22 protein-coding genes and 1 tRNA gene are annotated in these 23,662 nt (G+C 62.9%); 9 read left to right on the top strand and 14 right to left on the bottom strand.

Features of this window, described 5'->3' with window-relative positions:
* Nucleotides 1–10 precede the first annotated feature (10 nt).
* Entirely contained in the window at nucleotides 11–364 is a 354-nt protein-coding gene (rnpA, locus tag NKJ73_RS04525) for a ribonuclease P protein component (protein ID WP_352539960.1), read from the bottom strand.
* Nucleotides 365–387: 23 nt separating this feature from the next.
* Nucleotides 388–522, bottom strand: a complete 135-nt coding sequence (gene rpmH, locus NKJ73_RS04520) for a 50S ribosomal protein L34 (RefSeq protein ID WP_008833937.1) — start codon at nucleotides 520–522, stop codon at nucleotides 388–390.
* A gap of 334 nt (nucleotides 523–856) precedes the next feature.
* On the opposite strand from rpmH, the gene NKJ73_RS04515 reads away from it, so the two are divergent.
* The 3 genes from NKJ73_RS04515 (at nucleotide 857) to NKJ73_RS04505 (ending at nucleotide 3,699) form a co-directional block, all read left to right on the top strand.
* A complete protein-coding gene (locus tag NKJ73_RS04515; RefSeq protein WP_352568512.1) occupies nucleotides 857–2,344 on the top strand; it encodes an ATP-binding protein in 1,488 nt (495 codons plus the stop codon).
* A gap of 325 nt (nucleotides 2,345–2,669) precedes the next feature.
* Nucleotides 2,670–2,746 (top strand) — tRNA-Arg (locus NKJ73_RS04510).
* Nucleotides 2,747–3,384: 638 nt separating this feature from the next.
* A complete protein-coding gene (locus NKJ73_RS04505) occupies nucleotides 3,385–3,699 on the top strand; it encodes an antibiotic biosynthesis monooxygenase (protein ID WP_352568511.1) in 315 nt (104 codons plus the stop codon).
* A 46-nt stretch (nucleotides 3,700–3,745) separates the two neighbouring features.
* On the opposite strand, the gene NKJ73_RS04500 is transcribed toward NKJ73_RS04505, so the two are convergent.
* Together NKJ73_RS04500 and NKJ73_RS04495 are read right to left on the bottom strand one after the other, a co-directional pair.
* Nucleotides 3,746–4,888 carry an alpha-hydroxy acid oxidase gene (locus NKJ73_RS04500; protein WP_352568510.1) on the bottom strand — a complete coding sequence of 381 codons (1,143 nt, stop codon included), beginning with the start codon at nucleotides 4,886–4,888 and terminating at the stop codon, nucleotides 3,746–3,748.
* A gap of 69 nt (nucleotides 4,889–4,957) precedes the next feature.
* Nucleotides 4,958–6,064, bottom strand: coding sequence for a LacI family DNA-binding transcriptional regulator (locus NKJ73_RS04495; RefSeq protein WP_352568509.1), 1,107 nt, complete (start codon nucleotides 6,062–6,064; stop codon nucleotides 4,958–4,960).
* Between the two features lie 456 nt (nucleotides 6,065–6,520).
* Between NKJ73_RS04495 and NKJ73_RS04490 the strand changes: the two genes are divergently transcribed.
* The 4 genes from NKJ73_RS04490 (at nucleotide 6,521) to NKJ73_RS04475 (ending at nucleotide 10,845) form a co-directional block, all read left to right on the top strand.
* On the top strand, nucleotides 6,521–7,483 hold the full coding sequence (locus NKJ73_RS04490; RefSeq protein WP_023677500.1) for a sugar-binding protein: 963 nt from the start codon (nucleotides 6,521–6,523) through the stop codon (nucleotides 7,481–7,483).
* A 114-nt stretch (nucleotides 7,484–7,597) separates the two neighbouring features.
* Nucleotides 7,598–9,142 carry a sugar ABC transporter ATP-binding protein gene (locus NKJ73_RS04485; protein ID WP_352568572.1) on the top strand — a complete coding sequence of 515 codons (1,545 nt, stop codon included), beginning with the start codon at nucleotides 7,598–7,600 and terminating at the stop codon, nucleotides 9,140–9,142.
* A gap of 23 nt (nucleotides 9,143–9,165) precedes the next feature.
* Complete coding sequence (locus tag NKJ73_RS04480; RefSeq protein WP_023677502.1) at nucleotides 9,166–10,161, top strand: ABC transporter permease; 996 nt, start codon at nucleotides 9,166–9,168, stop codon at nucleotides 10,159–10,161.
* A 153-nt stretch (nucleotides 10,162–10,314) separates the two neighbouring features.
* The gene (locus tag NKJ73_RS04475) at nucleotides 10,315–10,845 is read left to right on the top strand and encodes a DUF2231 domain-containing protein (RefSeq protein ID WP_352472336.1); all 531 of its coding nucleotides are present in this window, start codon (nucleotides 10,315–10,317) and stop codon (nucleotides 10,843–10,845) included.
* Nucleotides 10,846–10,936: 91 nt separating this feature from the next.
* Here the strand turns inward: NKJ73_RS04475 and phnN are convergent, their stop codons facing one another.
* The 9 genes from phnN to NKJ73_RS04430 form a co-directional block, all read right to left on the bottom strand.
* A complete protein-coding gene (gene phnN / locus NKJ73_RS04470; RefSeq protein ID WP_352455997.1) occupies nucleotides 10,937–11,566 on the bottom strand; it encodes a phosphonate metabolism protein/1,5-bisphosphokinase (PRPP-forming) PhnN in 630 nt (209 codons plus the stop codon).
* Nucleotides 11,563–12,702 (bottom strand): alpha-D-ribose 1-methylphosphonate 5-triphosphate diphosphatase, encoded by a 1,140-nt coding sequence (locus NKJ73_RS04465; protein WP_352568508.1) that lies wholly within the window; start codon nucleotides 12,700–12,702, stop codon nucleotides 11,563–11,565. Before NKJ73_RS04465 ends, phnN begins: the two co-directional genes overlap by 4 nt.
* A 79-nt stretch (nucleotides 12,703–12,781) precedes the next feature.
* The gene (locus NKJ73_RS04460; protein WP_352568507.1) at nucleotides 12,782–13,489 is read right to left on the bottom strand and encodes a DUF1045 domain-containing protein; all 708 of its coding nucleotides are present in this window, start codon (nucleotides 13,487–13,489) and stop codon (nucleotides 12,782–12,784) included.
* 148 nt (nucleotides 13,490–13,637) lie between these two features.
* Nucleotides 13,638–14,450 (bottom strand): 5-deoxy-glucuronate isomerase, encoded by an 813-nt coding sequence (gene iolB, locus NKJ73_RS04455; protein WP_352568506.1) that lies wholly within the window; start codon nucleotides 14,448–14,450, stop codon nucleotides 13,638–13,640.
* Between the two features lie 2 nt (nucleotides 14,451–14,452).
* A complete protein-coding gene (locus NKJ73_RS04450; RefSeq protein WP_023677508.1) occupies nucleotides 14,453–14,671 on the bottom strand; it encodes a hypothetical protein in 219 nt (72 codons plus the stop codon).
* A gap of 27 nt (nucleotides 14,672–14,698) precedes the next feature.
* Nucleotides 14,699–15,616: a myo-inosose-2 dehydratase gene (gene iolE, locus NKJ73_RS04445; RefSeq protein ID WP_352568505.1), complete on the bottom strand. Its 918-nt coding sequence runs from the start codon at nucleotides 15,614–15,616 to the stop codon at nucleotides 14,699–14,701.
* A 44-nt stretch (nucleotides 15,617–15,660) separates the two neighbouring features.
* Entirely contained in the window at nucleotides 15,661–17,505 is a 1,845-nt protein-coding gene (iolD, locus tag NKJ73_RS04440; protein ID WP_352568504.1) for a 3D-(3,5/4)-trihydroxycyclohexane-1,2-dione acylhydrolase (decyclizing), read from the bottom strand.
* A 34-nt stretch (nucleotides 17,506–17,539) separates the two neighbouring features.
* Nucleotides 17,540–19,474, bottom strand: coding sequence for a bifunctional 5-dehydro-2-deoxygluconokinase/5-dehydro-2-deoxyphosphogluconate aldolase (locus NKJ73_RS04435; protein ID WP_352568503.1), 1,935 nt, complete (start codon nucleotides 19,472–19,474; stop codon nucleotides 17,540–17,542).
* A gap of 200 nt (nucleotides 19,475–19,674) precedes the next feature.
* Nucleotides 19,675–20,403 carry an SDR family oxidoreductase gene (locus NKJ73_RS04430; protein WP_023677512.1) on the bottom strand — a complete coding sequence of 243 codons (729 nt, stop codon included), beginning with the start codon at nucleotides 20,401–20,403 and terminating at the stop codon, nucleotides 19,675–19,677.
* A gap of 138 nt (nucleotides 20,404–20,541) precedes the next feature.
* On the opposite strand from NKJ73_RS04430, the gene NKJ73_RS04425 reads away from it, so the two are divergent.
* Nucleotides 20,542–21,432, top strand: coding sequence for an AraC family transcriptional regulator (locus tag NKJ73_RS04425; protein WP_023677513.1), 891 nt, complete (start codon nucleotides 20,542–20,544; stop codon nucleotides 21,430–21,432).
* Here NKJ73_RS04425 and NKJ73_RS04420 read toward each other — a convergent pair.
* Entirely contained in the window at nucleotides 21,429–22,274 is an 846-nt protein-coding gene (locus tag NKJ73_RS04420; protein WP_023677514.1) for a MurR/RpiR family transcriptional regulator, read from the bottom strand. The genes NKJ73_RS04425 and NKJ73_RS04420 overlap by 4 nt on opposite strands.
* Before the next feature lie 152 nt (nucleotides 22,275–22,426).
* Between NKJ73_RS04420 and NKJ73_RS04415 the strand changes: the two genes are divergently transcribed.
* Nucleotides 22,427–23,536 (top strand): Gfo/Idh/MocA family protein, encoded by a 1,110-nt coding sequence (locus NKJ73_RS04415; protein ID WP_352568502.1) that lies wholly within the window; start codon nucleotides 22,427–22,429, stop codon nucleotides 23,534–23,536.
* The last annotated feature ends 126 nt before the right edge of the window (nucleotides 23,537–23,662 follow it).

The raw sequence follows: 23,662 nt of genomic DNA, 5'->3' as shown, positions 1-23,662 counted from the left end.
AGCCCTTGGCCTATCGTGTTCCACGCAATCTGCGGGAGAGTTCGGCCTTCAACTGGCCGAACGGAGTGGTAAGCACGTCTTCGCGCCCGACGATGACATAATCATTGCCGGGCGCCATGTCATCCGCGGCATGCGTGCGCACGGCCTCTCTCAGCCGCCGCCGGATGCGGTTGCGAACGACGGCGTTGCCGACCTTCCTGGTGACGGTGTAGCCGACGCGCGGCGCCTCGCTGTCGCCGCGGCCCAGGACCTCGACGAGGAAAAGCCGCCCGCGGCGCTTTTCGCCGCGGCGGACAGCCAGGAATTCCGCGCGCTTCAGAAGCCGCTTGGGATGGGCACCCGTTGGCTTGCCGGTTGCGGGCAACGATCTTGTCTCTCGCTTGGTGCTCAGGCGCTGAGACGCTTGCGGCCGCGGTTGCGGCGGGCTGCGACGACGCCGCGGCCACCCTTGGTGGCCATGCGGGCACGGAAACCGTGCCTGCGTTTGCGGACGAGTTTGGACGGCTGGTAAGTACGCTTCATTTGTTTAAATACCGCGGGGTGCGGCCCTTCTTGATTCTGTCACTTTGTAACAGGAGCTTTGCCGGGCCGGTTTTGGCGCGATCGAAACCGCGCCGGGACGAATGGCCCGAGCGTGAGCGGGCTTATAGAAAGAAGGGTTTTGGAAGTCAATCCAGCGTGTCGGGCCGGCATTGTCGGACCGGCATCGAAGTCTTGCGGCCCTTTGTCCGGCTTCGGCCAAGGATGAATTTGGCAAAAAAGCCGCAATCGCCTAATCTCACCCGATCAAGCGATCGTGAAGACGAGCAGTCCCTAAGACAAGCAGCCGTGATGACAGGCAGCCGTGACGACGAGCATGAGTGAAGTCCCAGCAACCGACGAACGCATCGCCCAGGCGAAGGCGGCCACCCGCAGGGTGCCGCTGGCGCGCGGCCTGTCGACCAAGTTGCTGCTGCTCACCATCGTCTTCGTGCTCTTGGCCGAAATCCTCATCTTCGTGCCCTGGATCGCCAGCTACAGGCTGAGTTGGCTGAAGGAGAGGCTGAGCACCGCCGCCGCGGTTTCCATCGTCCTGGTGCAGGGCGAACCTGCCTCGCTGTCGCGTGCCGCCCAGAACGACGTACTGATGGCGATCGGCGCCAAGGCGATCGCCGTGCGCGACGGCGGCGTCTCGCGGCTTCTGGTCGTGGCCGAAATGCCGCCGCAGGTCGACGAGCATATCGATATCGCCAATGTCGGCATGATCAAGGGTATGACCGGCGCGCTGGACACGCTGTTTTTCGGCGGCAAGCGGATGCTGCGCGTTTTCGGGCCGGTCGGCGACAGCGACAAAGAATTCGAGCTGATCATGCCCGACCACCGCCTGCGCAATGCCATGCTGATCTATTCGCGCAACGTCGCCTTCGTCTCGCTGCTGATCTCGCTGTTCACCGCCATGCTGGTCTACGCCGCGATAGACCTGATCATGATCGGCCCGATCAGGACGATGACACGCTCGATGCTGTCCTTTTCCGAGGCGCCCGACGATCCCGGTCGCATCATTCACCCCGCCGCCCGGGCCGACGAGATCGGCGTCGCCGAACGCGAGCTGTCGCAGATGCAGGAGCGGCTGCAGAAGATGCTGACCGAGCAGAAGCACCTGGCCGATCTCGGCCTGGCCGTGTCGAAGATCAACCACGACATGCGCAACATCCTCGCCTCGGCGCAACTGATGTCGGACCGCCTGCGCCAGGTCAAGGACCCGACCGTGCAGGCCTTCGCACCAAAACTGCTGCGCGCGCTCGACCGTGCGGTGTCCTACTCGGAGGGCGTGCTGGCCTATGGCCGCACCCAGGAGCCGCCGCCGTCGCGCCGCAGGCTGCGGCTGCGCCAGCTGGTCGAGGACGTCCAGGGCCTGCTCGACATCGAATGCGGCATCGAATTCGTCAACGCCGTCGATCCGGTGCTCGAGGTCGACGCCGATTCCGACCAGCTGTTCCGCGTGCTCACCAATCTTAGCCGCAACGCCGTGCAGGCGATGGCGGCCGACACCGAGAGCGCCGTGGTGCGCCGCCTGACCATATCGGCCGAGCGCATCGGCAGCGTCAGCCGCATCGTCGTCACCGACACCGGCCCCGGCCTGCCGCCAAAGGCGCGAGAAAACCTGTTCGCGGCATTCCGCGGCTCGGCCCGCAGCGGCGGCACCGGCCTTGGCCTGGCGATCGCCCATGAATTGATCCGCGCCCATGGCGGCACGGTGGAGCTGGTCGAAAGCATCGGCGGCCGCACCACATTCGCGGTCACCATTCCCGACCAGCCGGTCCGGCTCGACCAAGCCCGCAACGGTCTGCGCCGCCCGGCGTAACGAACCGTTTGTTTACGGACCGTTTCAATTCGCAAATGGTTGGTCCGAGACTACGAGCCATCGGCTCGGCCGCCGTGCAACGGCGTGTTTCGTTACGGGCCGTTCCGATTGGCAAATGACTGATCCAAGACGACGACCTATCGGCTCGGCCGCCGCGTGACGCGATCTTGCCTTCGCCGGCCGGCGCATGACGGCAAAACATGACGGCAAAACTTTTGGCCAGGATCGGCTTGCTTTTCGCAAATTCAGTCGCTAGGGAACAGCTCACATTCGCGGCCGGTCGCCAGGATCGGATCGCGGGGCTATGCAAAGCATGGCCTGTTGCGCGCCCGTAGCTCAGCTGGATAGAGCACCAGACTACGAATCTGGGGGTCAGGAGTTCGAATCTCTTCGGGCGCGCCATTAAACTCATGCCTACCCCGGGAACATAGGTAACAGAATCTACCACCGGTGGCCTGAAAGTCGCGAGGGCTGAGCGCCATCCATGCCAAAAAGGAGATCGTCAGCTAATGCTGCTCAGTCGGCCTGCTTAATCTCCAGGCCCGGTTCAGTCGGCGGGCCTGGCGTGCAATCCTGGCCAGTGCATTCCTGCACGGGATCTTTCGCCGGCGGGAGACAATTTTGGCCTTCACAATGAACGGGCGGCTGCGTTGTTGCGGCTTTATTGTTCTGCGGCACAGGCCGATCCTCAGCGCGAACGGCCGGCATTCCAAGTTCGATCATGGCCGTGCACAAGAGCGCAATCCGAAGCAAATTCATTTTCGCCTCCGCAACTGACAGCGAGACGCAGATTATACCTTCGAACTGCGGCCAACATCCTGTCACCCGCGAACGGCGTTAACAGCGCGTTTCATTGCCGGTCGGAAGGGCGTACCGATTGCGATCGAGCGTCGTCCTCTTCCTGGCAAAATAGCGCCAGAAGCGGGGCTTTCGGCCAGAGGTGACTGAAGCCAACCTTCCGATTTTCCTGTACACCTGTTCGAAGGGTTCGAGGTGCGTTAGGGCCTCGCATATTCGAGTTCTTTCACGGGGGAACGTACATGACGGCATTCAACAGCGTCCGCTTCCGGGTCAAGCCGGGTAGTGAAGATGAATTCATCGAACTGTTCAGCAGCGCTGCGCGCAATTTCGAGGGATTGCGAAAAATGGCTCTCATCAAATCGGGAGATGGCGCCTTCTTCTCGATTGGAGAGTGGGACACTTTTCAGCACATGGTCGCTGCCAGGCCCAAAATGCTGGGCAATCTTGATCGGTTCCGGCATACGTTGCAGCAGCTTGAGGGCGGATATACGGATGCTGTTTCCGGCGAGACTGTCTTCGAAACGGACGGCAGGAGCAGCGGCAGGTCGGTATAGTTTCGCACTTCGAAAAGCTTATGCCGTGCGCCACTTCCCGGCTCTATCACCTAAACCGCACATTCCCCCTGGAAAGCTCTGCCACCGACCTGCATCCCATCAGCCGCATGTCGCGTTCGATCTCGGTTCGCATCAGGCCGAGCGCCCGTTCGACGCCGGCCTGTCCGGCGGCTGCCAGCGGGAAGAGATAGTAGCGCCCGACGCCGACGGCCTTGGCGCCCAGTGACAGGGCCTTCAGCACATGCGTGCCGCGCTGGACGCCGCTGTCGATGATCACGTCTATCTTGTCGCCCACCGCGTCGGCAATCTCCGACAGTTGGTCGAAGGGGCTGCGCGAGCCGTCCAGCTGTCTGCCGCCATGATTTGACAGAACGATACCGGTGCAGCCGATGTCGACCGCCTTTCTGGCATCGGCGACGCTCATGATCCCCTTCAGGCAAAACTGGCCGTTCCAGAAGCGGACCATGTCTTCGACGTCCTTCCAATCCAGCGATGGATCGAGGATCTCGGTGAAATAGCGGCTGATGGAAAGCGCTCCGCCACCGACATCGATATGGCCGTCCAACTGGGGCAGGCTGAACTTTTCGTGCGTCAAATAGTCGATAGCCCATCTCGGCTTGATCGCGAACTGCATCATGCCGCCGGGCGTAAGCCGAAAGGGGATGGAAAAGCCGGTCCGCAGGTCACGCTCGCGGTTTCCGCCGGTGACGCTGTCGACCGTCAGCATCATCACCTCGACGCCGGACATCTTGGCGCGCTCCATCATGGCGCGGTTCAGGCCGCGATCCCTGTGGAAATAGAACTGATAGACCTGCGGCGTCCTGTGCTTGCGGACTTCCTCCAGGCTGACCGTGCCGAGCGAAGAGACGCCGAACATCGTGCCGAACTTCTCCGCCGCCGCGGCGACGGCGCGCTCGCCGCTATGGTGAAACAGTCGCTGGAGAGCCGTCGGCGAGCAATAGACCGGCATCGCCAGCTTCTGGCCCATGACGGTGACCGACATGTCGACCTGTCCGACGCCGGCAAGGACGTTGGGGACGAGATCGCAGTCCTCAAACGCCGCCGTGTTGCGCCGCAGCGTCGTCTCGTCGTCCGCGCCGCCATCGATATAATTGAAGATCGGACCTGGCAGGCGCTGTTTTGCCAGCCGGCGGAAGTCCTGAAAATTGTAGCAGCTTTGCAATCTCATGAAATCAATCGGGTATATGCCGGGCCCGATGTCAAGCCTGTGCCATTGTCGATCGCCGGCGCTCTCGCCTCAGCCCGCCAGAGCGCCAACCGACTCCCGCTCCACCAGCGGGCATTCGAGCTTGGTGATGGGATAGCGGCCACGACCGGGAGCAGCGGGGACTTCGAGCTGCTCGATCGCCCATTGTCCCATCGCCATATGCGGCAGGATCGACGTCGTCAGCGGCGGGAACAGATGCCGCGCGATCTCCTCGTCGTCATAACCGATCACCGAAATATCCCGGGGGATGTGCAGGCCGGCCTCCTTCAGCGCCTCGTAGCAGCCGATCGCGGTGCGGTCGTTCTGGCAGAAGATGGCGGTCGGCCGGTCCTTCAACGCCAACAGCTTGACGGTCGCGGCATAGCCGGCGCTCGCCGACCAATCGCCTTCGACGACCAGCGCCGGGTCGAACGGGATGTCGGCCGTCGCCAGCGCCCGGCGGTAGCCCTTCAGCCGGTCCTGCGCCGCCTGCATCCAGGGCTCGCCGGTAATGGTGGCGATACGCCGGTGGCCATGGCTGATCAGGTGCCGGGTGGAGCTCTGGCCGCCGGCGATCTCGCTCGGCACCACGGCGGGGAAGGCATAGTCGGCAGTGTAGCAGTTGAGCAGGATGACCGGAATGTCGAGGCCGTAGAGATGGTCCGGCGCGACGATCTCGCGGGTGAAGATGGTCATGTAGATCAGCGCCGAAATGCCCCGCTTGGTCAGCGCCGCGATGGCGCGAGGCTCCATCACCTCGTCGCCCATGGTCTGCGCCACCAAAAGCACATTGCCGGCGTTCCATGAGGCTTGCCGCGCCCCTTCAATGGCGACGACCGCCTCCGGGCTGGTCGCAAGTTGGTCGACTGCGAAGCCGATCACGCCATCCAGCCCGCCGAATGCGGCAACAGGGGCTCGCAAGGCAGAAAACACGGGCGGCGAATAGCCCAGCGTTCGTGCGGTCTCAATCACTCGCTCTCGGGTTTGCTGCGACAGCCTGATGCCTGGCGTGTTGTTGAGGACGAACGAGACCGTCGCCTGCGAACAGCCTGCGGCCCTGGCGATGTCGGTCATGGTGACGCGGCCCTTGGGGTTTTTCCCGGACGGCTTGCGCCGTCTGGTACCCTGAAGGACCGCATCCCGAAGTGGTTCGTTCATGGCGTTAGTCCCTCGAATTTTCGCATTTATAAGGCAAAGCGCCACTAATAGATATAATCGACCCTCTTAGACGATTTAGTCGCCAATCCAAAACGGTTGTGACTGGGGAGGCCTCTCTCGTTTGTGGCGAGTATCCCGATCAACTAATACTCTTTACTAATATCTGGCATCCCTATAACGTCAATCCATCATGCCCGGACGACATCGGACCGCGCGTGTTCGGAACGCGAGCCAGCCTGGTGTCGGACGGTTCCCGTCAGCCGGAGCTCGCCTGCCGTTTCGAGGAAATGTCAGACAAATCGGACTATTTACGAACGACGAATGAGTCTCTAAAGTCGACGATCGCGGCTGGAATGGCGTCGTTCTTCGCTGCCGAAACCCTGAGGAGGAGGGCGTCCAAGCCGCGCCGGCACGTTCATCATCAGCGAAATTACTGAGTCAAATGGGAGGTTGAATATGAAATCTGCGATACGAAATGCGTCCGTCGCCGCTGCGGCCCTGCTGCTCGGCCTGTCCGTCAGCGCAATTGCGCGGGCCGACGACAAGCCGACACTGGCCTTCGTCGTCAACGGCGCTTCCGATTTCTGGAAGGCTGCCGAAGCCGGCGTCAAGAAGGCTCAAGGCGAACTGCCCAATTACAATCTCGAACTCAAATATCCGGAGCAGTCCTCGGTCGCCATCCAGCAGCGCCTTATGGACGATCTGGTGACGGCCGGTGTTAAGGCGATCATGGTCTCGGCCGTCGATCCCAAGACGTCGACCGACGGGCTGAACAAGATCGCCTCGGAAACGGCGTTGTTCACCACTGACAGCGACGCACCGCAGACCAAGCGTGTCGCCTATATCGGCTCTTCCAATGTCGATGCCGGCAAGCAGGCGGCAGAGATCGCCAAGAAGGCAATGCCCGACGGCGGCAAGTGCCTCGGCTTCGTTGGCCTGCTCGGCGCCGACAATGCCAAGGAACGCATCCAGGGCATGAAGGACGGCCTCGCCGGCACCAAGATCGAATTGGTCGACGTGCGTGGCGACGACATCGACCAGGCCCGCGCCAAGAAGAACGTCGAGGACGCGCTGGTCGCCAGCCCCGACGTCACCTGCATGGTCGGCTTCTACTCCTACAACACGCCGCGCATCTATGAAGCGCTGCGCGATGCCGGCAAGCTCGGCCAGATCACCGTCGTCGGCTTCGACGACGATCCGATCACGCTGGGCGGCGTCAAGGAAGGCACCGTCGCCGCCACCGTCGTACAGCAGCCTTTCGAATGGGCCTATCAGGGCATGAAGCTGATGGCCGCCTATCTCGAGGGCGACAAGTCGGGCGTTCCCGCCGATGGCCTGATCATCGTGCCGACCAAGATCATCGGCAAGGACGATGTCGACGCCTACGCCGCCAACCTCAAGGCGATGTCGGGAAACTGAGCGAATAAGTTGCGCCGGCTCAAGGGTTCGCCCTGAGCCGGCGATTCTATTGACGCGCCTCGCAAGGCCCGTCAGTCTGAGGCCAAAACGGCTCACCGGCTGCTGTCAGGCGTGATGAATTATTCCGATCCATCCATCGTTGCATCCACGGCCGCTCCGTTCCTGAGCCTCGACGGCGTGCGCAAGACCTATCCCGGCGTTGTCGCGCTGGACGGGTTCTCGATCGAGGTCAGGCCCGGCGAGGTCATCGGCCTGGTCGGCGAAAACGGCGCCGGCAAATCGACGCTGATGAAGATCCTCGGCGGCGTGACCCGGCCGGACACCGGCACCATCACCGTCGATGGGGTCGCCCATGACAGTCTGACCGTCGAGGCCAGCATCGGTTCGGGCATCGCCTTCGTCCACCAGGAACTCAACCTGTTCGAGAACCTCGACGTCGCCGCCAATATCTTCTTCGGCCGCGAACCGCTGCGCGCCGGCCCGTTCAGGCTGGTCGACCGCGCCAGGCTGCGAGCGCTGGCGGCGCCGCTGCTCAAACGCGTGGGCGCCAATTTCTCGGCCGATACTCCGGTGTCGGCGCTGTCGCTGGCCCAGCAGCAAATGGTCGAGATCGCCAAGGCGCTGTCGATCAAGGCGCGGCTGGTCATCCTCGACGAACCGACATCGAGCCTGCCGATCGCCGAAACCGACAAGCTGCTCGGTGTCATCAAGGCGCTGAAGGCAGACGGCATCAGCGTCATTTTCATCTCGCACCGCCTGCACGAGGTCGAGCGCGTCGCCGACCGCGTCGTCGTGCTCAGGGACGGCATGCTCGCCGGAACCTTGCCGAAGAGCGCCATCAATCACGACCAGATGGTCAAGCTGATGATCGGCCGCATGCTGAAGGAGCGCGAGAAGGCCGCGGAATCGGCGCGCCCGCCGGGCTCTGTCGCGCTGTCGGTCAAGGCCATTCGCACCGCTGCCTATCCCGACCGGCCCGTCGACCTCGATGTCAGGCATGGCGAGATCCTCGGCCTCGCCGGTCTCGTCGGCTCCGGCCGGACGGAGCTGGCGCGCGTCCTGTTCGGCATCGACAAGAGCTTTGGCGGCTCGTTCCAGCTTGACGGAAAAGATCTGGTTCTAGGTTCGGCTGCGGACGCAGTGGCCAACGGTATTTTCCTCGTCCCCGAGGATCGCAAGCTGACCGGCATCCTGCTCGACCTGTCGATTGCCCAGAACATCTCGCTGCCCAATCTGCCGGCGCATTCGCGGCGCTCGCTGGTCTCGGCCGGCGCGGAATCCGCCACCGCCGAGAAGCAGAAGACCAATCTCGGCATCAGGGCGCCCTCCGTCCAGACGCGCACCGGCACGCTGTCGGGCGGCAACCAGCAAAAGGTCGTGCTGGCCAAATGGCTGGCGATGAAGCCGAAGGTGATGATCCTCGACGAGCCGACCCGCGGCATCGACATCGGCGCCAAGGCCGAGATCTACGGGCTGATGCGGGCGTTGGCCGATGCCGGCGTCGCCGTGCTGATGATCTCCAGCGACATGGAGGAGGTGATCGGCGTTTCCGACCGTATCGCCGTCATGCATGAAGGCCAGATCTCCGGCATTCTCGACAAGGACCGGTTCAGCCAGGAAAACGTGCTGCTGCTGGCGGTCGGCAAGCAGCCGAAGTAGTTCGCAGGCATTGGGAGAAGACGATGAGCAAGAAAGATCTCGGCCTGCTGATCCTGATCCTGGTGGTCGGCGCGGTGGTGGCGATCATCAACCCACGCTTCCTGCTGCCGATCAATCTCGCCAACACCTCGAACCTGATCGGGTTGTTCGGCATCCTGTCGATTGGCCAAGCCTTCGTCATCATCACCGGTGGCATCGAATTGTCGGTCGGCTCGGTGGTTGCGCTGCTCGGCGTGCTGTTCATCGACTTCATCGCCACGCGCGGCATGGCCTGGCCGGTCGCCCTGCCGCTGATCCTGGTGCTCGGCGGCATCATCGGGCTGGCGCATGGCTGGCTGATCACCCGGCTCAAATTGCAGCCTTTCGTGGTGACTTTGTGCGGCCTGTTGATCTATCGCGGCGTGGCGCGCTTCTACACCGCCGACGGCACCGCCGGCTTTGCCTTCGGACAGAACTTCCCGGAACTCGAGTTCCTGACGGCGGGGCGGTCCTGGGGCGTGCCGAACAGCTTCATCGCACTGATCGTCATCGCCGTCGTCATGTGGGTGGTGCTGCACCGGTCGGTGTTCGGGCGCTATCTCTATGCCATCGGCAAGAACGAGGAAGCGGCAAAATATTCCGGCATCCGCACCGGCCGCATCGTCATGGCCGCCTATGTCATCTGCGGCGTGCTGACGGCGCTGTCAGCTATCTATTTCGCCATGTACACACGCTCGATCTCGCCGGCGAGCCACGGCCAGTTCTACGAGCTCTATGCCATCGCGGCCGCGGTGCTCGGCGGCTTCTCGCTGCGTGGCGGCGAAGGCTCGCTGATCGGCGTCCTGCTCGGCACCGTGCTGCTGCAGGAGCTGCAGAACCTCGTCAACCTGCTCGGCATCCCGTCCTCGCTCAACTTCGCCGTCATGGGCGGGGTGATCCTCATCGGCGTGCTGGTCGACCAGCAATGGGGCGTGTTCAGGGCGCGGCGGCGGATGCTGGAAGCCACACGCAAGGGCGTGGCGGGTGCTGCCGCTGAGTGACGCAAAAATAGCTGGATGAAATACGCCGACTGCCATGGCAGGTGGCGTGAAAGAGTCAGCCGGAGCTTCGCGACAGCAGTTCAGGTCGGTCTCTATTTGGAACGAAACCCGTATCTGAGCGTTTATTTAAGCTTTGCTGCGCGGAGGCGTTCCATGCCCACGAATCCAGTTAGTACCGCCAAAGTAGGAACTCACCCCCTCCACCCGATGCTGATACCTTTTCCTGTCGCGTTTCTTGTCGGTGCGTTTGTCACCGACCTGGTTTTCTGGGGGACTGCCGATGCCTTCTGGGCACGAGCATCGATGTGGCTGATCGGGGCAGCCATAGTAATGGCCCTTCTCGCTGCGACAGCCGGTTTTATCGACTTCCTCAACGAGCCGCGCATTCGCGCCTTGTCCGACGCCTGGTACCACATGCTGGGCAACTTGACCGCGGTCGTTGTGGCACTGATCAATTTCTACCTTCGCTATGCGCAAGGCGCCGAAGCCGCGGTCCGCCCATGGGGTGCGCTCTTGTCGTTCATAGTGGTCTGCATACTGCTGTTCACCGGCTGGAAGGGCTGGGAGATGGTGTATCGGCACCACGTTGCAGTTCTGGATACACCAGCGGATGCGCCAGCGAAGCCTTCGACAACCACTGCCACGGATACTCGTCACGCTGGTCGGGACCGGCACGCCGCATGAGGCCATAATCCCGAAAAGTGGATACCGGTTTCCAAAAAGATATCGGTTAGACAAGTAGCGCCCATACCGAATGCATCGGATGGGCGCTACTTTAGATAAGGCCCGACATGTCGGAGAAGGCCATGGCCTTGCGCAGCACCTCGGCGAAGCGCTCGCCGGCGGCTTCACGAGGGCCGCTATTGTCGATCGAGGTGACACCCGGTCCGGACAGCGCCACATTGGCACTGCGCGCCAGCCGTGCCAGCACTTCGCCGCGCGACTCGCGACCGCGCAATGCCAGCCGCTCGGCCAGGATCTCCGGTGTAGCCGTGATCTCGACGATAGCCAGATTGGCGTAGCGCTCCCGCAGCGCCGGGATGATGGCGCGCGAGACGTTGGCGATCGCGACACGGCCGTTGGAGACTGACCAGTCGACTTCGGCCGGGATGCCGTAGCGCAGGCCATGCGCCTCCCAGGAAATGGCGAAGGCGCCATCCGCTTCGGCCTCGACGAAGGCAGCATCGGCTAGCGTATCGTGATCCTCGGTGGCCGCATCGCTCGGCCGGGTGATCACCCGGCGCACGAACTCCAGCCGGCTCTCGTCGGCAAACACGGCGCGCGCATAGCCGATCACCGTGTCCTTGCCGGCACCGCTCGGCCCGACGACGGCGACGAAGACACCGTCCCGGATCGGAAATCCCGTAGCGGACAATTCACGCTCGACCGATGCCGACACCATCATGCGACTCGGCGTCCCTGCCGCCAGACCGTGCGGACGACCGGGACATGGTCGTCGACGCGCACGCGAACCAGATCGGCGCGCCGGCCGGGCTCGATGACACCGCGATCGGTGAGGCCGACCGCCTCGGCCGGATTCTTCGAGACCATCGCCACCGCCTGTGGCAAGGAAATGCCCTCGACCACGTCGCCGAGGAAGAAGGCTGACTGGATCAGACTGAAGGGAATGTAGTCCGACGACAGGATATCGAGCAGGCCATCGCCGGCCAGCGTGCGGGCCGAGACATTGCCCGAATGCGACGCGCCGCGCATGACGTTCGGCGCGCCCATCAATACGCCGAGCCCTGCCTCTTTTGAAGCCCGCGCCGCCTCCTCAGTGGTCGGGAACTCGGCGACGCGCACACCTTGCTCGATCGCTTCGTCGACATGGCCGACGGTTGCGTCGTCATGGCTGGCGAGCACGATGCCGCGCTCTTGGCAGGCAGCGGCGATGAAGCTGCGGTTCGGGCTCGAATTCCTCGCCGATTCCGCCATCCGCTTTTCGCAGAATTTCTGGAAATCGTGATCGGTCAGCTTCAGCTTGCGCTGGTAGTAATAGGCGTAGGTTTCCAAATTGACGAACTGGCGCTGTCCGGGCGCATGGTCCATCAGCGACGCCAGCCTGACCCGCTCGTCGCCGTCGAAATTGGCGAAGGCCGTGAGGCAGTCCGGCGCCGAAACCTCGCAACGCAGATGGAGGAAATGGTCGGCCCTGAGCCGGTCCTGCTGCACGCTGTCCTCGATCGCGTCGGCCAGCTTGCGTATGTCGGCGGCCGTCAGGTCGGCATCCTCGTCCATGCCGACACGCAAGGCGTCGAGCACGGTGGTGATGCCGGCGGTCGCCACCTGGGCGTCATGCGCGAGCACAGCTGCGATCGGGTTCCAGCGCACTTTCGGCCGCGGCGCGTAATGGCCTTCGAGATGGTCGGTGTGGAGCTCGACCAGGCCAGGGATGATGAAGTCGCCGCCCATGTCCTCGCCGCTGCGGCCAGCGCCGGGATCGATGGCGGCGATCACCCCATCGCGCAGCACGATCGACCCTTCGACGATCTGGTCGGCCAGCACAATACGGGCATTGTCAAGAACGGTCTCGGCAGTCATTTCAGGCAGTCCTTGCAGCATTTTGCAGCCAATTGAAAATGAATTGGCTTCGCACCATGCGGTTAAAGCAAATAGTCATTTAGGCAGTTCTTCTGGCCGGGCGGCGCCCGAGCGCGTGATGCGACAGCACCATGAACGGCGCACCCGGTTCAGTTTCCACAAACAGCGTCAGCGCGTCCACCGCCACCGGCCGTTGCAGCACGTCCGCAAACAGGCTGTCGATTGCTAGGCGAAGACGAGGGCTTTCCTGTGACGACACCCGGCCGGACAGCGTCATATGGAAGCGAAACGTCTCGAAGACATAGGGATAGCCCCACTGGCAGAGATTGCGGAACTCGTCGGGCTTCAGCGAATCGGGGCTGCGCCGTTCGATCTCGGCTTCCGTCAACGGCGCGCGGAAGCGGTCGAAGTCGCGCACCACGTCGTCGGCGAAGCGGTTGAGCGCCGGCGGCGGTACTTCCGGCAACAGCGCGAAGAAGCCGTCGATCTGGCTGACGACGAGGCGCGGGATCGTAACCACCGGCGTCGCCTCGGCAAAATCGTCGAGTGCTGCACGAAGCGACGTTTCCGTCTCGTTGGAGGCCAGTCTGAAGGGCGCCTTCAGTGTCGCATGAAAGCCATAGCGGCGCGCCGAGGCGGTATGGAAGGCAACTTCTGCCGCCGACAACTCGCCCGCAGCCTCGACCGGCTTTGTGGCGGCACCGAATGGGTCGCGGCCGAGCCAGTTGGCGGCGATCCGTGCCAGCGGTTCGTCTTGTCGGGGGGTGAAATAGATCGCGTAGCGCATCGAAAGTCCTCGTCAGCCCCGCTGCCATAGGTGATTTCCATGACGAATTGACGAAGCTTTGCGGCGTTTTCGGTAACAAAACCACACAGCCGGGTCGTTAGCCGACGATTTTTCGCTTGGACCAGCGGTTGGGGCGAAGGGGAAATGGTTAGGCCTTCATCAGCCATTCGTGCTCGGGCGCGTTGTGGAATTTCCACGTCCGCTTCGGTCCGGCCATGACGTTGAGATAATAGAGATCATAGCCGTGGCAGGCTGCGCAGGGGTGATAACCCTTGGGGACCAGCACGACGTCGCCGTCCTCGATCGCCATCGCCTCGTCGAGCGAACGAGCACCGTTCTCGTCGGCATCGGTGTAGACGCGCTGGAAAGCAAAGCCCTGTGGCGGGTTGAGACGGTGGTAATAGGTCTCCTCGAGATAAGATTCAGCCGGCAGATTGTCCTGGTCGTGCTTGTGCGGCGGATAGCTCGATGTGTGGCCGCCGGGTGTGATGACCTCAACCACCAGCAAGGAATCGGCCGGCTTGCCCTCCGGCAGGATGTTGGTGACATAGCGCGTGTTGGTGCCTTTGCCGCGAACCTCCTGGCCGAGATCGTCGGGCCCGATGACACGGACCGGCAGACCGCCGCCCAGTCCTGGCGCCGAGCAGACGGCAAGTTCGAGATCGGTATCGGCGCTCACCGACCACTCCGACCCCTGCGGCACATAGACCGACCAAGGTTTGCCGTCCAAGGGCGACATGCGTTCGCCGAGCAAGCCGAGATCCTTGCCGCCGGCCTTGGCCTTGCCCTTGCCGGTGACGAACACCAGGCAGACCTCACGATCCGCGGTTTGCCCGGAAGCGCTCTCGCCGGGCCTGAGCCGATGCAGATCGAATCCGACATAGGTCCAGCCGGCGCTTTGCGGCGTCACATGGGCGATGCGGCCGTGGCCCTTATTGGCTTTGACGAGCAGTTTCGACATGGTCATTCCTTCGGTTTGGCGTCTGCCGATGGCTCGTCCTCGTCAGCCGGCTTGTAGAGGTAGAAAAACTGCCAGACGGCATAGCCGGCGAAGCCGAGCGCGATCACGCCCCAGAACGGCGTGCCGGTGGCGAATTCGATCACCGACCAGACCAGGCAGACCGCGACAACGGCGACGCGCCGCCACAGCGGCCGGAAAAACGGGTGCTCGGAGTCTTTCATCGGATCAACACCTTTCCTCGCGAACTCTCAAGCATTGGGAAAGCCCTGTGTCTCCACCGTATAGCCGGCCGCCGTCATAGCCCGCATCAATTCCTTGTAGCCGACCTGCGCCATCTTGAGCGGCGGGTTCTTCTTCGGATCCTGCTCGGCCTCGACCACGAACCAGCCTTCATAGCCATGGTCGGCGAGCCTCTGGACGATGGCGCCAAAATCCAGCGAGCCATCTCCCGGCACGGTGAAGGCGCCAAGTGCCACCGCGTCGAGGAACGATTGCTTGTTGCGATCCAGCTTTTGGATCACCTCCATGCGTACGTCCTTCACATGCACGTGGTTGATGCGCCGGTGGTGGTTGTTTATCGCGCGCAGCACATCGCCGCCGGCAAAGGCCAGGTGACCGGCGTCGAGCAGCAGCGGAATGCCTTCGCCCGAATAGCGCATGAAAGCGTCGAGCTCCGGCTCGGTCTCAACTACTGCCGCCATATGATGATGGTAGGAGAGCGGCATGCCTTGCTCTGCACACCATTCGCCGAACTGCGTGAGCCGCCGGGCGTAGGCTTTCATCTCATCGTCCGAAAGCCTCGGCTTGGTGGCGAGCGGCTTGGAGCGGTCGCCCTGGATGGAGCGGCCGACTTCACCATAGACGATGCAGGGCGCATTCACCGCCTTGAACAGGTCGATCATCGGCTGGATACGATCCTTGTTCTTCGCCATGTCTTCGTCGACCAGCGTCCCCGAGAACCAGCCGCCGCAAAGCGTCACGTCGGCCTCTTTCAGGATCGGCAGCATGATTTGCGGATCGTTGGGAAAGCGGCGGCCCATTTCCATTCCGGTAAAGCCAGCCGAGCGCGACTGGCGCAGGCACTCCTCCAGCGACACATCATCGCTGAGTTCGGCAAGATCGTCGTTCCACCATGCAATGGGGGACATGCCCAGTTTGGCTTTCAAGTCGTCGCTCCAGTTTCAGACATTCGAGGCGCGTTCGCGGATGGCTAAAGAACCCGCCCGCTCAGCGCTTCCTCATATTTCTTGCGCGCCGCATTCACTTGCGGCCGTGCCGAGACTTCCGGCACTGCGACATCCCACCAGCTTCCACCGGCCTCGGTCGAAACCAGCGGGTCGGTGTCGATGACCAGCACGGTCGTTCGCGTGTTCTTCTTCGCTTGCGCCAGCGCCGTTTCCAGCCCGGCGATCGATGGCACTTTTTCGGCAATCGCACCCATGCTCGCAGCATGCGCGGCGAAGTCGATCTCGGGCAAGGTTTCGTGACGGGCGTCCTTCAGCAGATTGTTGAAGTTGGCGCCGCCGGTCGCCATCTGCAACCGGTTGATGCAGCCATAGCCGCGGTTGTCGAGCAGCACGATGGTCAGCTTGAGGCCGAGCATCACCGAGGTCGCGATCTCGGAATTGAGCATCAGGTAAGAGCCGTCGCCGATCATCACCACGACCTCTTCGTCCGGCTTGGCCATCTTGACGCCAAGCCCGCCGGCGATTTCGTAGCCCATTGTCGAGAAGCCGTATTCTGCGTGATAGGAGCCGGGCGCGCCCGCCTGCCATAGCTTGTGCAATTCGCCGGGCAAGCCGCCGGCGGCATGAAGCAGTACCACGCCGGAGCCCATGGCGCGCTGTACTGCGCCGATCACTTGCGCGTCGGACGGATAGGCGGCATTGGTCGACGCCGTCACCTTGTCGGCATCCGCTTGCCAGTTCTTCTTGCCCGTGATCGCATTGTCGGTCCAGCCTGAAGGGGCTTTCCAGCCTTTCAGCGCCGCAGCGAGTTCGGCGAGCCCTTCCGCCGCATCGGCGACCAGCGGCAGCGCCTGGTGCTTTCCGGCGTCAAAAGGCTGCACGTTGAGCCCGATGATGGTCCTGCCGGCATGCTTGAACAATGCCCAGGAGCCGGTGGTGAAATCCTGCAGTCTGGTGCCGACGGCAAGCACGACGTCGGCCTCTTCGGCCAGCCTGTTGGCCGCCGAAGTGCCGGTAACGCCGACCGCGCCCATGTTCAACGGATGATCGTCCGGGAGCGAGGATTTGCCGCCTTGCGTCTCACAAACTGGAACGCCGGCGCCTTGCACCAGTTTTGCCAACTCCTCGGATGCCTGCGAATAGAGTACGCCGCCGCCCGCGATCACCAGCGGCTTTTTCGCCGCTTTGAGTACCGCGACTGCGGCCGCCAGTTCGTTGCGGTCCGGGCGCTGCCGTCGCGGCGTCCAGAGTCGCTCGGCAAAGAAACTCTCGGGGTAGTCATAGGCCTCGGCCTGCACGTCCTGGCACAGCGCCAGCGTCACCGGGCCGCATTCGGCGGGATCGGTCAGCACCTGCATGGCGCGGTTGAGCGCCGGCATGATCTGCTCCGGCCGCGTGATGCGGTCGAAATAGCGCGACACCGGGCGGAGGCAGTCATTGACCGTCGCCGTGCCGTCGGAAAAATCCTCGGCCTGCTGCAGGACGGGATCGGGAATGCGATTGGCGAAGACGTCGCCGGGCAGAAACAGGACAGGCAACCTGTTTACATGCGCAAGTGCCGCAGCGGTCACCATGTTGAGCGCGCCGGGGCCGATCGAACTGGTCGCGGCCATGAAGCGACGGCGGAAATTGGCCTTGGCGTAGGCGATCGCCGCATGCGCCATTGCCTGCTCGTTATGGGCACGGAAGGTCGGCAGTTCGTCGCGAACCTGGTAGAGCGCCTCGCCGACGCCGGCGACATTGCCGTGGCCGAAGATCGCCCAGACGCCGCCGAAGATCGGCACTTTCCTCCCGTCCATCTCGGTCATCTGTCGAGCAAGAAAGCGGGTCAGCGCCTGCGCCATCGTCAGGCGGATTGTCTTGGTCATGTCGGTTCCTCCGCAGTCCTTATGCCGCGCCTTCTTATGCCGCTTTGCGGCCGCGCGCCGCAAGCCATGCCTCGGTCAGTCTCTCGAAGCGAGATGCCATGTCGGCAACCGCTTCATCGTCTGACATCTTGCCGGCAAGCCATTGTTCGGCCGCGTTGATGAAGATGGTGCGGCCGACGGCAAAGCCCTTGACGATAGACGCCTTGGCGGTGGCAGCAAAGGCCGCTTCCAATTCGTCCTGCGGCGCTTCGAGGCCAAGCAGCACAATCCCGCGGCACCACGGATCGTTCTTCAGGATCACCGCCTCGATCTTTGCCCATGCGCCGGCCGATGCCTGCGGTTCGAGCTTCCACCAATCGGGCTTGATGCCGAGTGCGTAGAGTTCCTCGAGCGCGCGCGGGATGGTCATGTCGTCGAGCCTGCCGTGCTTGCCGGCGATGATCTCGACCAGAAGTTCTCTGCCCACTTTCCGCGCGGCCTCGAACAAAGCGCGCAGTTTCTGCTGCTGTTCGCTCTTCAGCGCCGCGGGATCGTCGGGATGATAGAAGCACAGGCACTTGATGCAGTGGTCGACCGGCCATTCGGTCAGTTGCGAACCTATGTCTTGCGAGAACTCGAAGCGAAGCGGCCGCGAACCCGGCAACTCGACCGGCCGGCCGAGCCAGGCGAAGGAATGGTGGGCGAATTCGAACATCGCCTCGCGTCCGTATTTTTCGTCGAGCAGCATGCCGTAGCCGGCGCGGCCAGCCGCAACCTTGGCCGCAGCCTTGACCGTCAGCACCTTGAAAGCTGGGATTCGCGACGGATCGGCGCCGGCTTTTGCCGCGACATCCTCCAGCTGGACGCGGTGGTCGCAGGCGAACGCCATCAGCGAGGGGATGTCGCGCCGGCGCGTGGTCGCCCAATGGATGTGATGGATCGCCTCGTCCTTGCGCAGCGCCAGATGCTTGCTGCCGTTTTTCAGGAAGAACTGCAATTCCTCGAAAGTCGGGTATTCCGGTGCGCAGAGCAGCCGCGACACGGCAAAGGCGCCGCAGGCATTGGCCCAGGTCGCCGCCGTCGCCAGGCTTTCCTCGCCGAGCCAGCCGCGCAGGAAGCCCGACATGAAGGCGTCGCCGGCGCCGAGCACATTGTAGACCTCGATTGGAAATCCCTTGCCGACGATACCGTCCTCGAGGTCGTCGCTGATCGGCCCGTCATAGACGATGCAGCCCATGGCGCCGCGTTTCAGCACGATGGTTGCCGCCGACAGCGAGCGGATGGTTTTCAGCGCGCTCAGGCAATCGTCTGCGCCCGAGGCGATCATGATTTCCTCTTCGGTGCCGACGATGAGATCGCAATCGGGCAGCACCGTCTTCAACTGCGCCGAGACGCGGTCGGATTTCACATAGCGCTCGAAGCCTTCGGCGTGGCCGGCGAGACCCCAGAGGTTGGGGCGGTAGTCGATGTCGAACACCACCTTGCCGCCCTTGGCTTTCATGACACGGATCGCCTTGCGCTGGGCGGCGTCGCTGTTGGGCCGTGAAAAATGCGTGCCGGTGACGACGACCGCGCGTGCCGAAGCGATAAACGCCTCATCGATATCGTCTTTCGAAAGCGCCATGTCGGCGCAATCGCTGCGATAGAAGATCATCGGCGAGACGCCTTCATCCTCGACCGACAGCAGCACCAGGGCGGTCAGCCGCTCCGGATCGGTCTTGAGGCCTTGGACCGAAACGCCCTCGCGGGTCAGCTGCTCGCGGATGAAGCGGCCCATCTGCTCATTGCCGACGCGGGTGAGCAGCGCCGAGCGCAGGCCGAGCCTGGCAGTACCGACCGCGATATTGGCCGGACAGCCGCCGACCGACTTGGCAAAGGAAGTAATGTCCTCGAGGCGCGAGCCGATCTGCTGGCCGTAGAGATCGACGGAAGCGCGGCCGATCGTGATAATGTCGAGCGGCGAATATTTCGCTTCCACGGCTTCGCCCATTCGAACCTCCCATCGGCTTTGTTGTCTTGGGTAACACGCGCGAGCGGCAGCGTGGCGCCAGCAATATGAAATAATAATTCCAATCCATAGTCAATATGGAACGAGCATTCCCAAAGCTGAAAAGTGCTGTGCAAGGCTCGCGCGTTCAGAAACTTTGAAGTCAGACGAACGTCAAGTATCTACCGCTGAAACCAGCTGATTTACCAAGGAAGCGGGCCATCATCGTTGAAGAACCCGGCGGTCGGGCCATCGGCGTCCAAGGTCGCCAGGTGAATGACGATCTCGGCCGCCTGCTGCACCGTGCGGTGACCTTTATACCCGTTGAGATCGGTGGCAGTGTAGCCGGGCGCCGCGGCGTTGACCTTGATGCCTTGGGGCGCGAGCTCCCTGGCGAACGCCACCGTGATGGCATTCAAGGCTGTCTTGGAGCTGCCGTAGCCCATCATGTTAACGGCGTGGTTCGCAGTGGCGGGATCGAGCGCCCGGCCGATGGACCCGGTGGAGCTGCTCACCATCACGATCCGGGCAGCAGGTGCTGCTAGCAGCAGCGGCAGGAATGCCTGGGTCACGCGGATCGGGCCGAAGACATTGACGTCGTAGGTGGCCTGGATGTCGGCGATCCGCTGCTGGCTCGGCGGCAGGTCGTAATTGATGGCGACGCCGGCGTTGTTCACCAGCACGTCGAGGCAGGGGCTGGCCTGCCTGAATGCCTCGGCTGCCGCCTTCACCCTGTCATCCCGCGTGACGTCCAGCTCAAGCCACTCCACGTCGAGGCCTTCGGCGCGCAATGCCTGCGCCGCCGCCATGCCGCGTTCGGCGCTCCTGGCGCCGAGCCAGACCTTGAAGCCCATGGTCGCCAGTCGCCGGGCGATTTCATGGCCTATACCCTTGTTGGCGCCGGTCACCAGCGCGCTTTTCGATGTTCTCATAATCGGTGTCTCCATTTTTCTTGTGGAAGACCCACAAATGGTGCGAGGCAGCGGGCGTTGCGCGCCGGAAATTCTCCGGCTCTTGCCTAATCCTCTCACGCTGTTGCGCCGCCGGTGCGAATGCGCGATGCTGGCGCAATGAGCAAGGCGCTGCAGGAGTTGATCGAGATCGCCGGCCGCCATGCGCGCGGGCGACGAACAAGAACGGCGGTTCCCCGCGTTTCGATCGGCCGCAGCGAAGTCGCCACGCCGCCATTGTCAGGGGTGTGGGGGTCGGGGATCTTATTCGTACTGCAGGGCGCGAAGACGGTTCTGATCGGCGACCGAGCTCTTCGTTACAATCCGGCCAGCTATTTCATCTATACTGTCGAGACGCCCACCATCAGCCAGATAATCGAAGCGAGCGCGGCGCGTCCTTACCTGGCCATTGGCTTGACCCTTGACCTGCAGGCCGTCGCCGCGCTCCTCGTCGAGCACGCGCCGGCCCTCAGTGGCGACAGTTTCTCCACCTCTCCCGCTGATGACGATCTGCTCGACGCGTTGCGTCGAATGATGCGGCTGCTTGACCGGCCAGCGGAGATTTCCGTGCTCGCGACCATGATCGAGCGAGAGATGCTGTTTCGGCTCCTGCAAGGCCCCCAAGGCGGAAAGCTTCGTGAACTTGCGCGCGCCGATGGCCATCTGTCCCGGATTGGCCGGGCGATCGCCTGGATCCGTTCGCATCCCCATCAGCCGGTCCGGGTCGGCGATCTGGCCGAGATTGCCCGTATGAGCAGTGCTGCGTTTTATCGTCACTTCAAGGCGGCGACGGCCATGAGCCCAATCCAGTATCAAAAGCAAATCCGCTTGCTGGAAGCCCGCCATCTGCTGATTGCCCAGCCGGGCAACGTCGCACGTGTCGCCTTCGCCGTCGGCTATGAGAGTGCTTCCCAGTTCAGCCGGGAGTATGCCCGCCAGTTCGGGTCGCCGCCTGCCCGCGACGCAGCGCGGCTTTCGGCAGAAGGCGAAACCGCAATAGAGGTGATCTAAGGCTTGCGCTTCTTGCCAGTATCGCGCCGCTTCTCGCCGACCGCGACGGTCAGCGCCATAGCCAAAGCCATCGTCGCCGACAGCGAGCGGAAGCCGGCGAAATCGGCCTCGGCGACCTCGAACCAGACCCTGGCGAATTGGGCGAGTGGCGAAAAGGAGCTGTCGGTAATCGCCACGATCGGCACGCCTTGCTCCGAAATGACGCGCGCCTCCTCGATGGTGGCCGGGGCATAGGGCGAAAAGCTGATGGCGATCACGGCGTCCCTTGGAGAGGCAAAGCCGATCATCTCTGCATTGAGGCCGGCGGCCGATTCGATCAGCTGGTTGCGGATCTTGAGCTTGCCCAATGCATAGGCGATATAGGAGGCGACCGGGTAGGAGCGCCGCTTGGCCAGCACGTAAATGGTTTCGGCCTTGGCCAACACGGTGATCGCATCTTCGAAATGGTCTTCATTCAGCGTGCGCGAAATGTCGTTGAGCGAGGTACTGGCTGCGGCAACAAAACCGTCGAAAATCGCGCGGTGGCCGGCGCCTTCCTCGGCCTTGGCGCGCAATGCCGCCAGCCTTTCATCATAGGATGAGTTGCGCTCGCGCAGGCGCTCGCGAAACACCAACTGCAGGCTGGTGAAACCATCAAAACCAAGCTGCTGGGCAAAGCGGATCAGGGTCGAAGGCTGGACACCGGCGGAAGCGGCGATGCTGGCAGCGGTGCCGAAGGCGATATCGTCTGGGTTGTCGAGCGCATAGGCGGCGATCTGGGCGATACGTTTCGGCAGGCTGTGGCGCCGCTCCAGGATCGTCGCCCGCAGCGTCTCGAAATCGCGCGGCACCCGTTCGTCCATCGTCGCTCCGCCCAGGCTCATCGTCTGGTTCCCTCTGTGCCCCATCATAGCGGGCCTGTGCAAGAACACCATAAAAAATGAGACAAGCGTTCCATCTCCAGACAAAATGGACTAATTCATCCACACAATTTGCGCACACGGAGGCAAGGCAGATGGTCGGGGTAGGTCTTATCGGCACGGGTTTCATGGGCAAGTGCCACGCCATCGCCTGGAACGCGGTCGGCACCGTCTTTCCCGATGTGGACAAGCCAAGGCTGGTCCATCTCGGCGAGGTCAACGAGGACCTTGCCAAACGCCGTGCCAGCGAATTCGGCTTCGCCAAGGCCTCCGGCGATTGGCGCGCCGTCGTCGACGACCCGGAAGTCGATGTCGTTTCGCTGACCACGCCGAACCAGTTCCACCCGGAAATGGCCATCGCCATCCTCGAAGCCGGCAAGCATCTGTGGTGTGAAAAACCGATGGCGCCGAGCTTCGCCGAGGCGCAAGCAATGGCTGCGGCGGCCCAAAAGTCCGGCAAGGTGGCCGCGCTCGGCTATAATTACATCCAGAACCCCGCAATCCGCCATATCGGCGCACTGCTCGACGAGAAGATCATCGGCGAGGTCAACCATCTGCGCATCGAGATGGACGAGGACTTCATGGCCGATCCGGAGGCGCTGTTCTTCTGGAAGCACGAGGCGGCGTCCGGCTACGGCGCGCTCGACGATTTCGCCGTGCACCCGCTGTCGATCATTGCGGTCCTGTTCGGTCGTGTCGCCCGCGTCATGTGCGACATGGCCAGGCCCTATGCCGACCGCCACGTCGCCTCGGGCGGGCGCCGCGCGGTCGAGACCTACGACATCGCCAGCATCCTGATGCATCTCGAAAACGGCATCGCCGGCACGCTGCTGGTCAACCGTTCGGCGTGGGGCCGCAAAGGCCGGATCGCCATCCAGATTTTTGGCTCGAAGGGCTCGATCCTGTACGACCAGGAGCGGATGAATGAGTTCCAACTCTATCTGACGGCCGACCGGCCGACCGAGCAAGGCTACCGCACCATCCTGGTGGCGCCGCATCATAAGCCTTATGACGCCTTCCTGCCGGCGCCCGGCCACGGCCTTGGCTTTAATGACCTCAAGATTATCGAATGCCGGGAACTGTTGACGCGACTTGCCGGCAAGCCGGCGCGGATCATCGATTTCGACGAAGGCCTGGAGATCGAGCGCACGGTGCACGCGATGGCGCGCTCGTTCGCGGAACAGCGCTGGATTGCGGTGCGGTAGTAAGCCCGCGCTGGTCTCCCCTTCTCCCCTTGTGGGAGAAGGTGGCCGAGCGAAGCTCGGTCGGATGAGGGGTGTTGGACGGATCGCTACAGCGAAGAAATAACCGCTTAAAATCCCTCAATATTT

Source organism: Mesorhizobium sp. M0074, assembly GCF_040322975.1.
Classification (GTDB): Bacteria; Pseudomonadota; Alphaproteobacteria; order Rhizobiales; family Rhizobiaceae; genus Mesorhizobium.
This window is presented reverse-complemented; position numbering and strand designations above follow the sequence as displayed.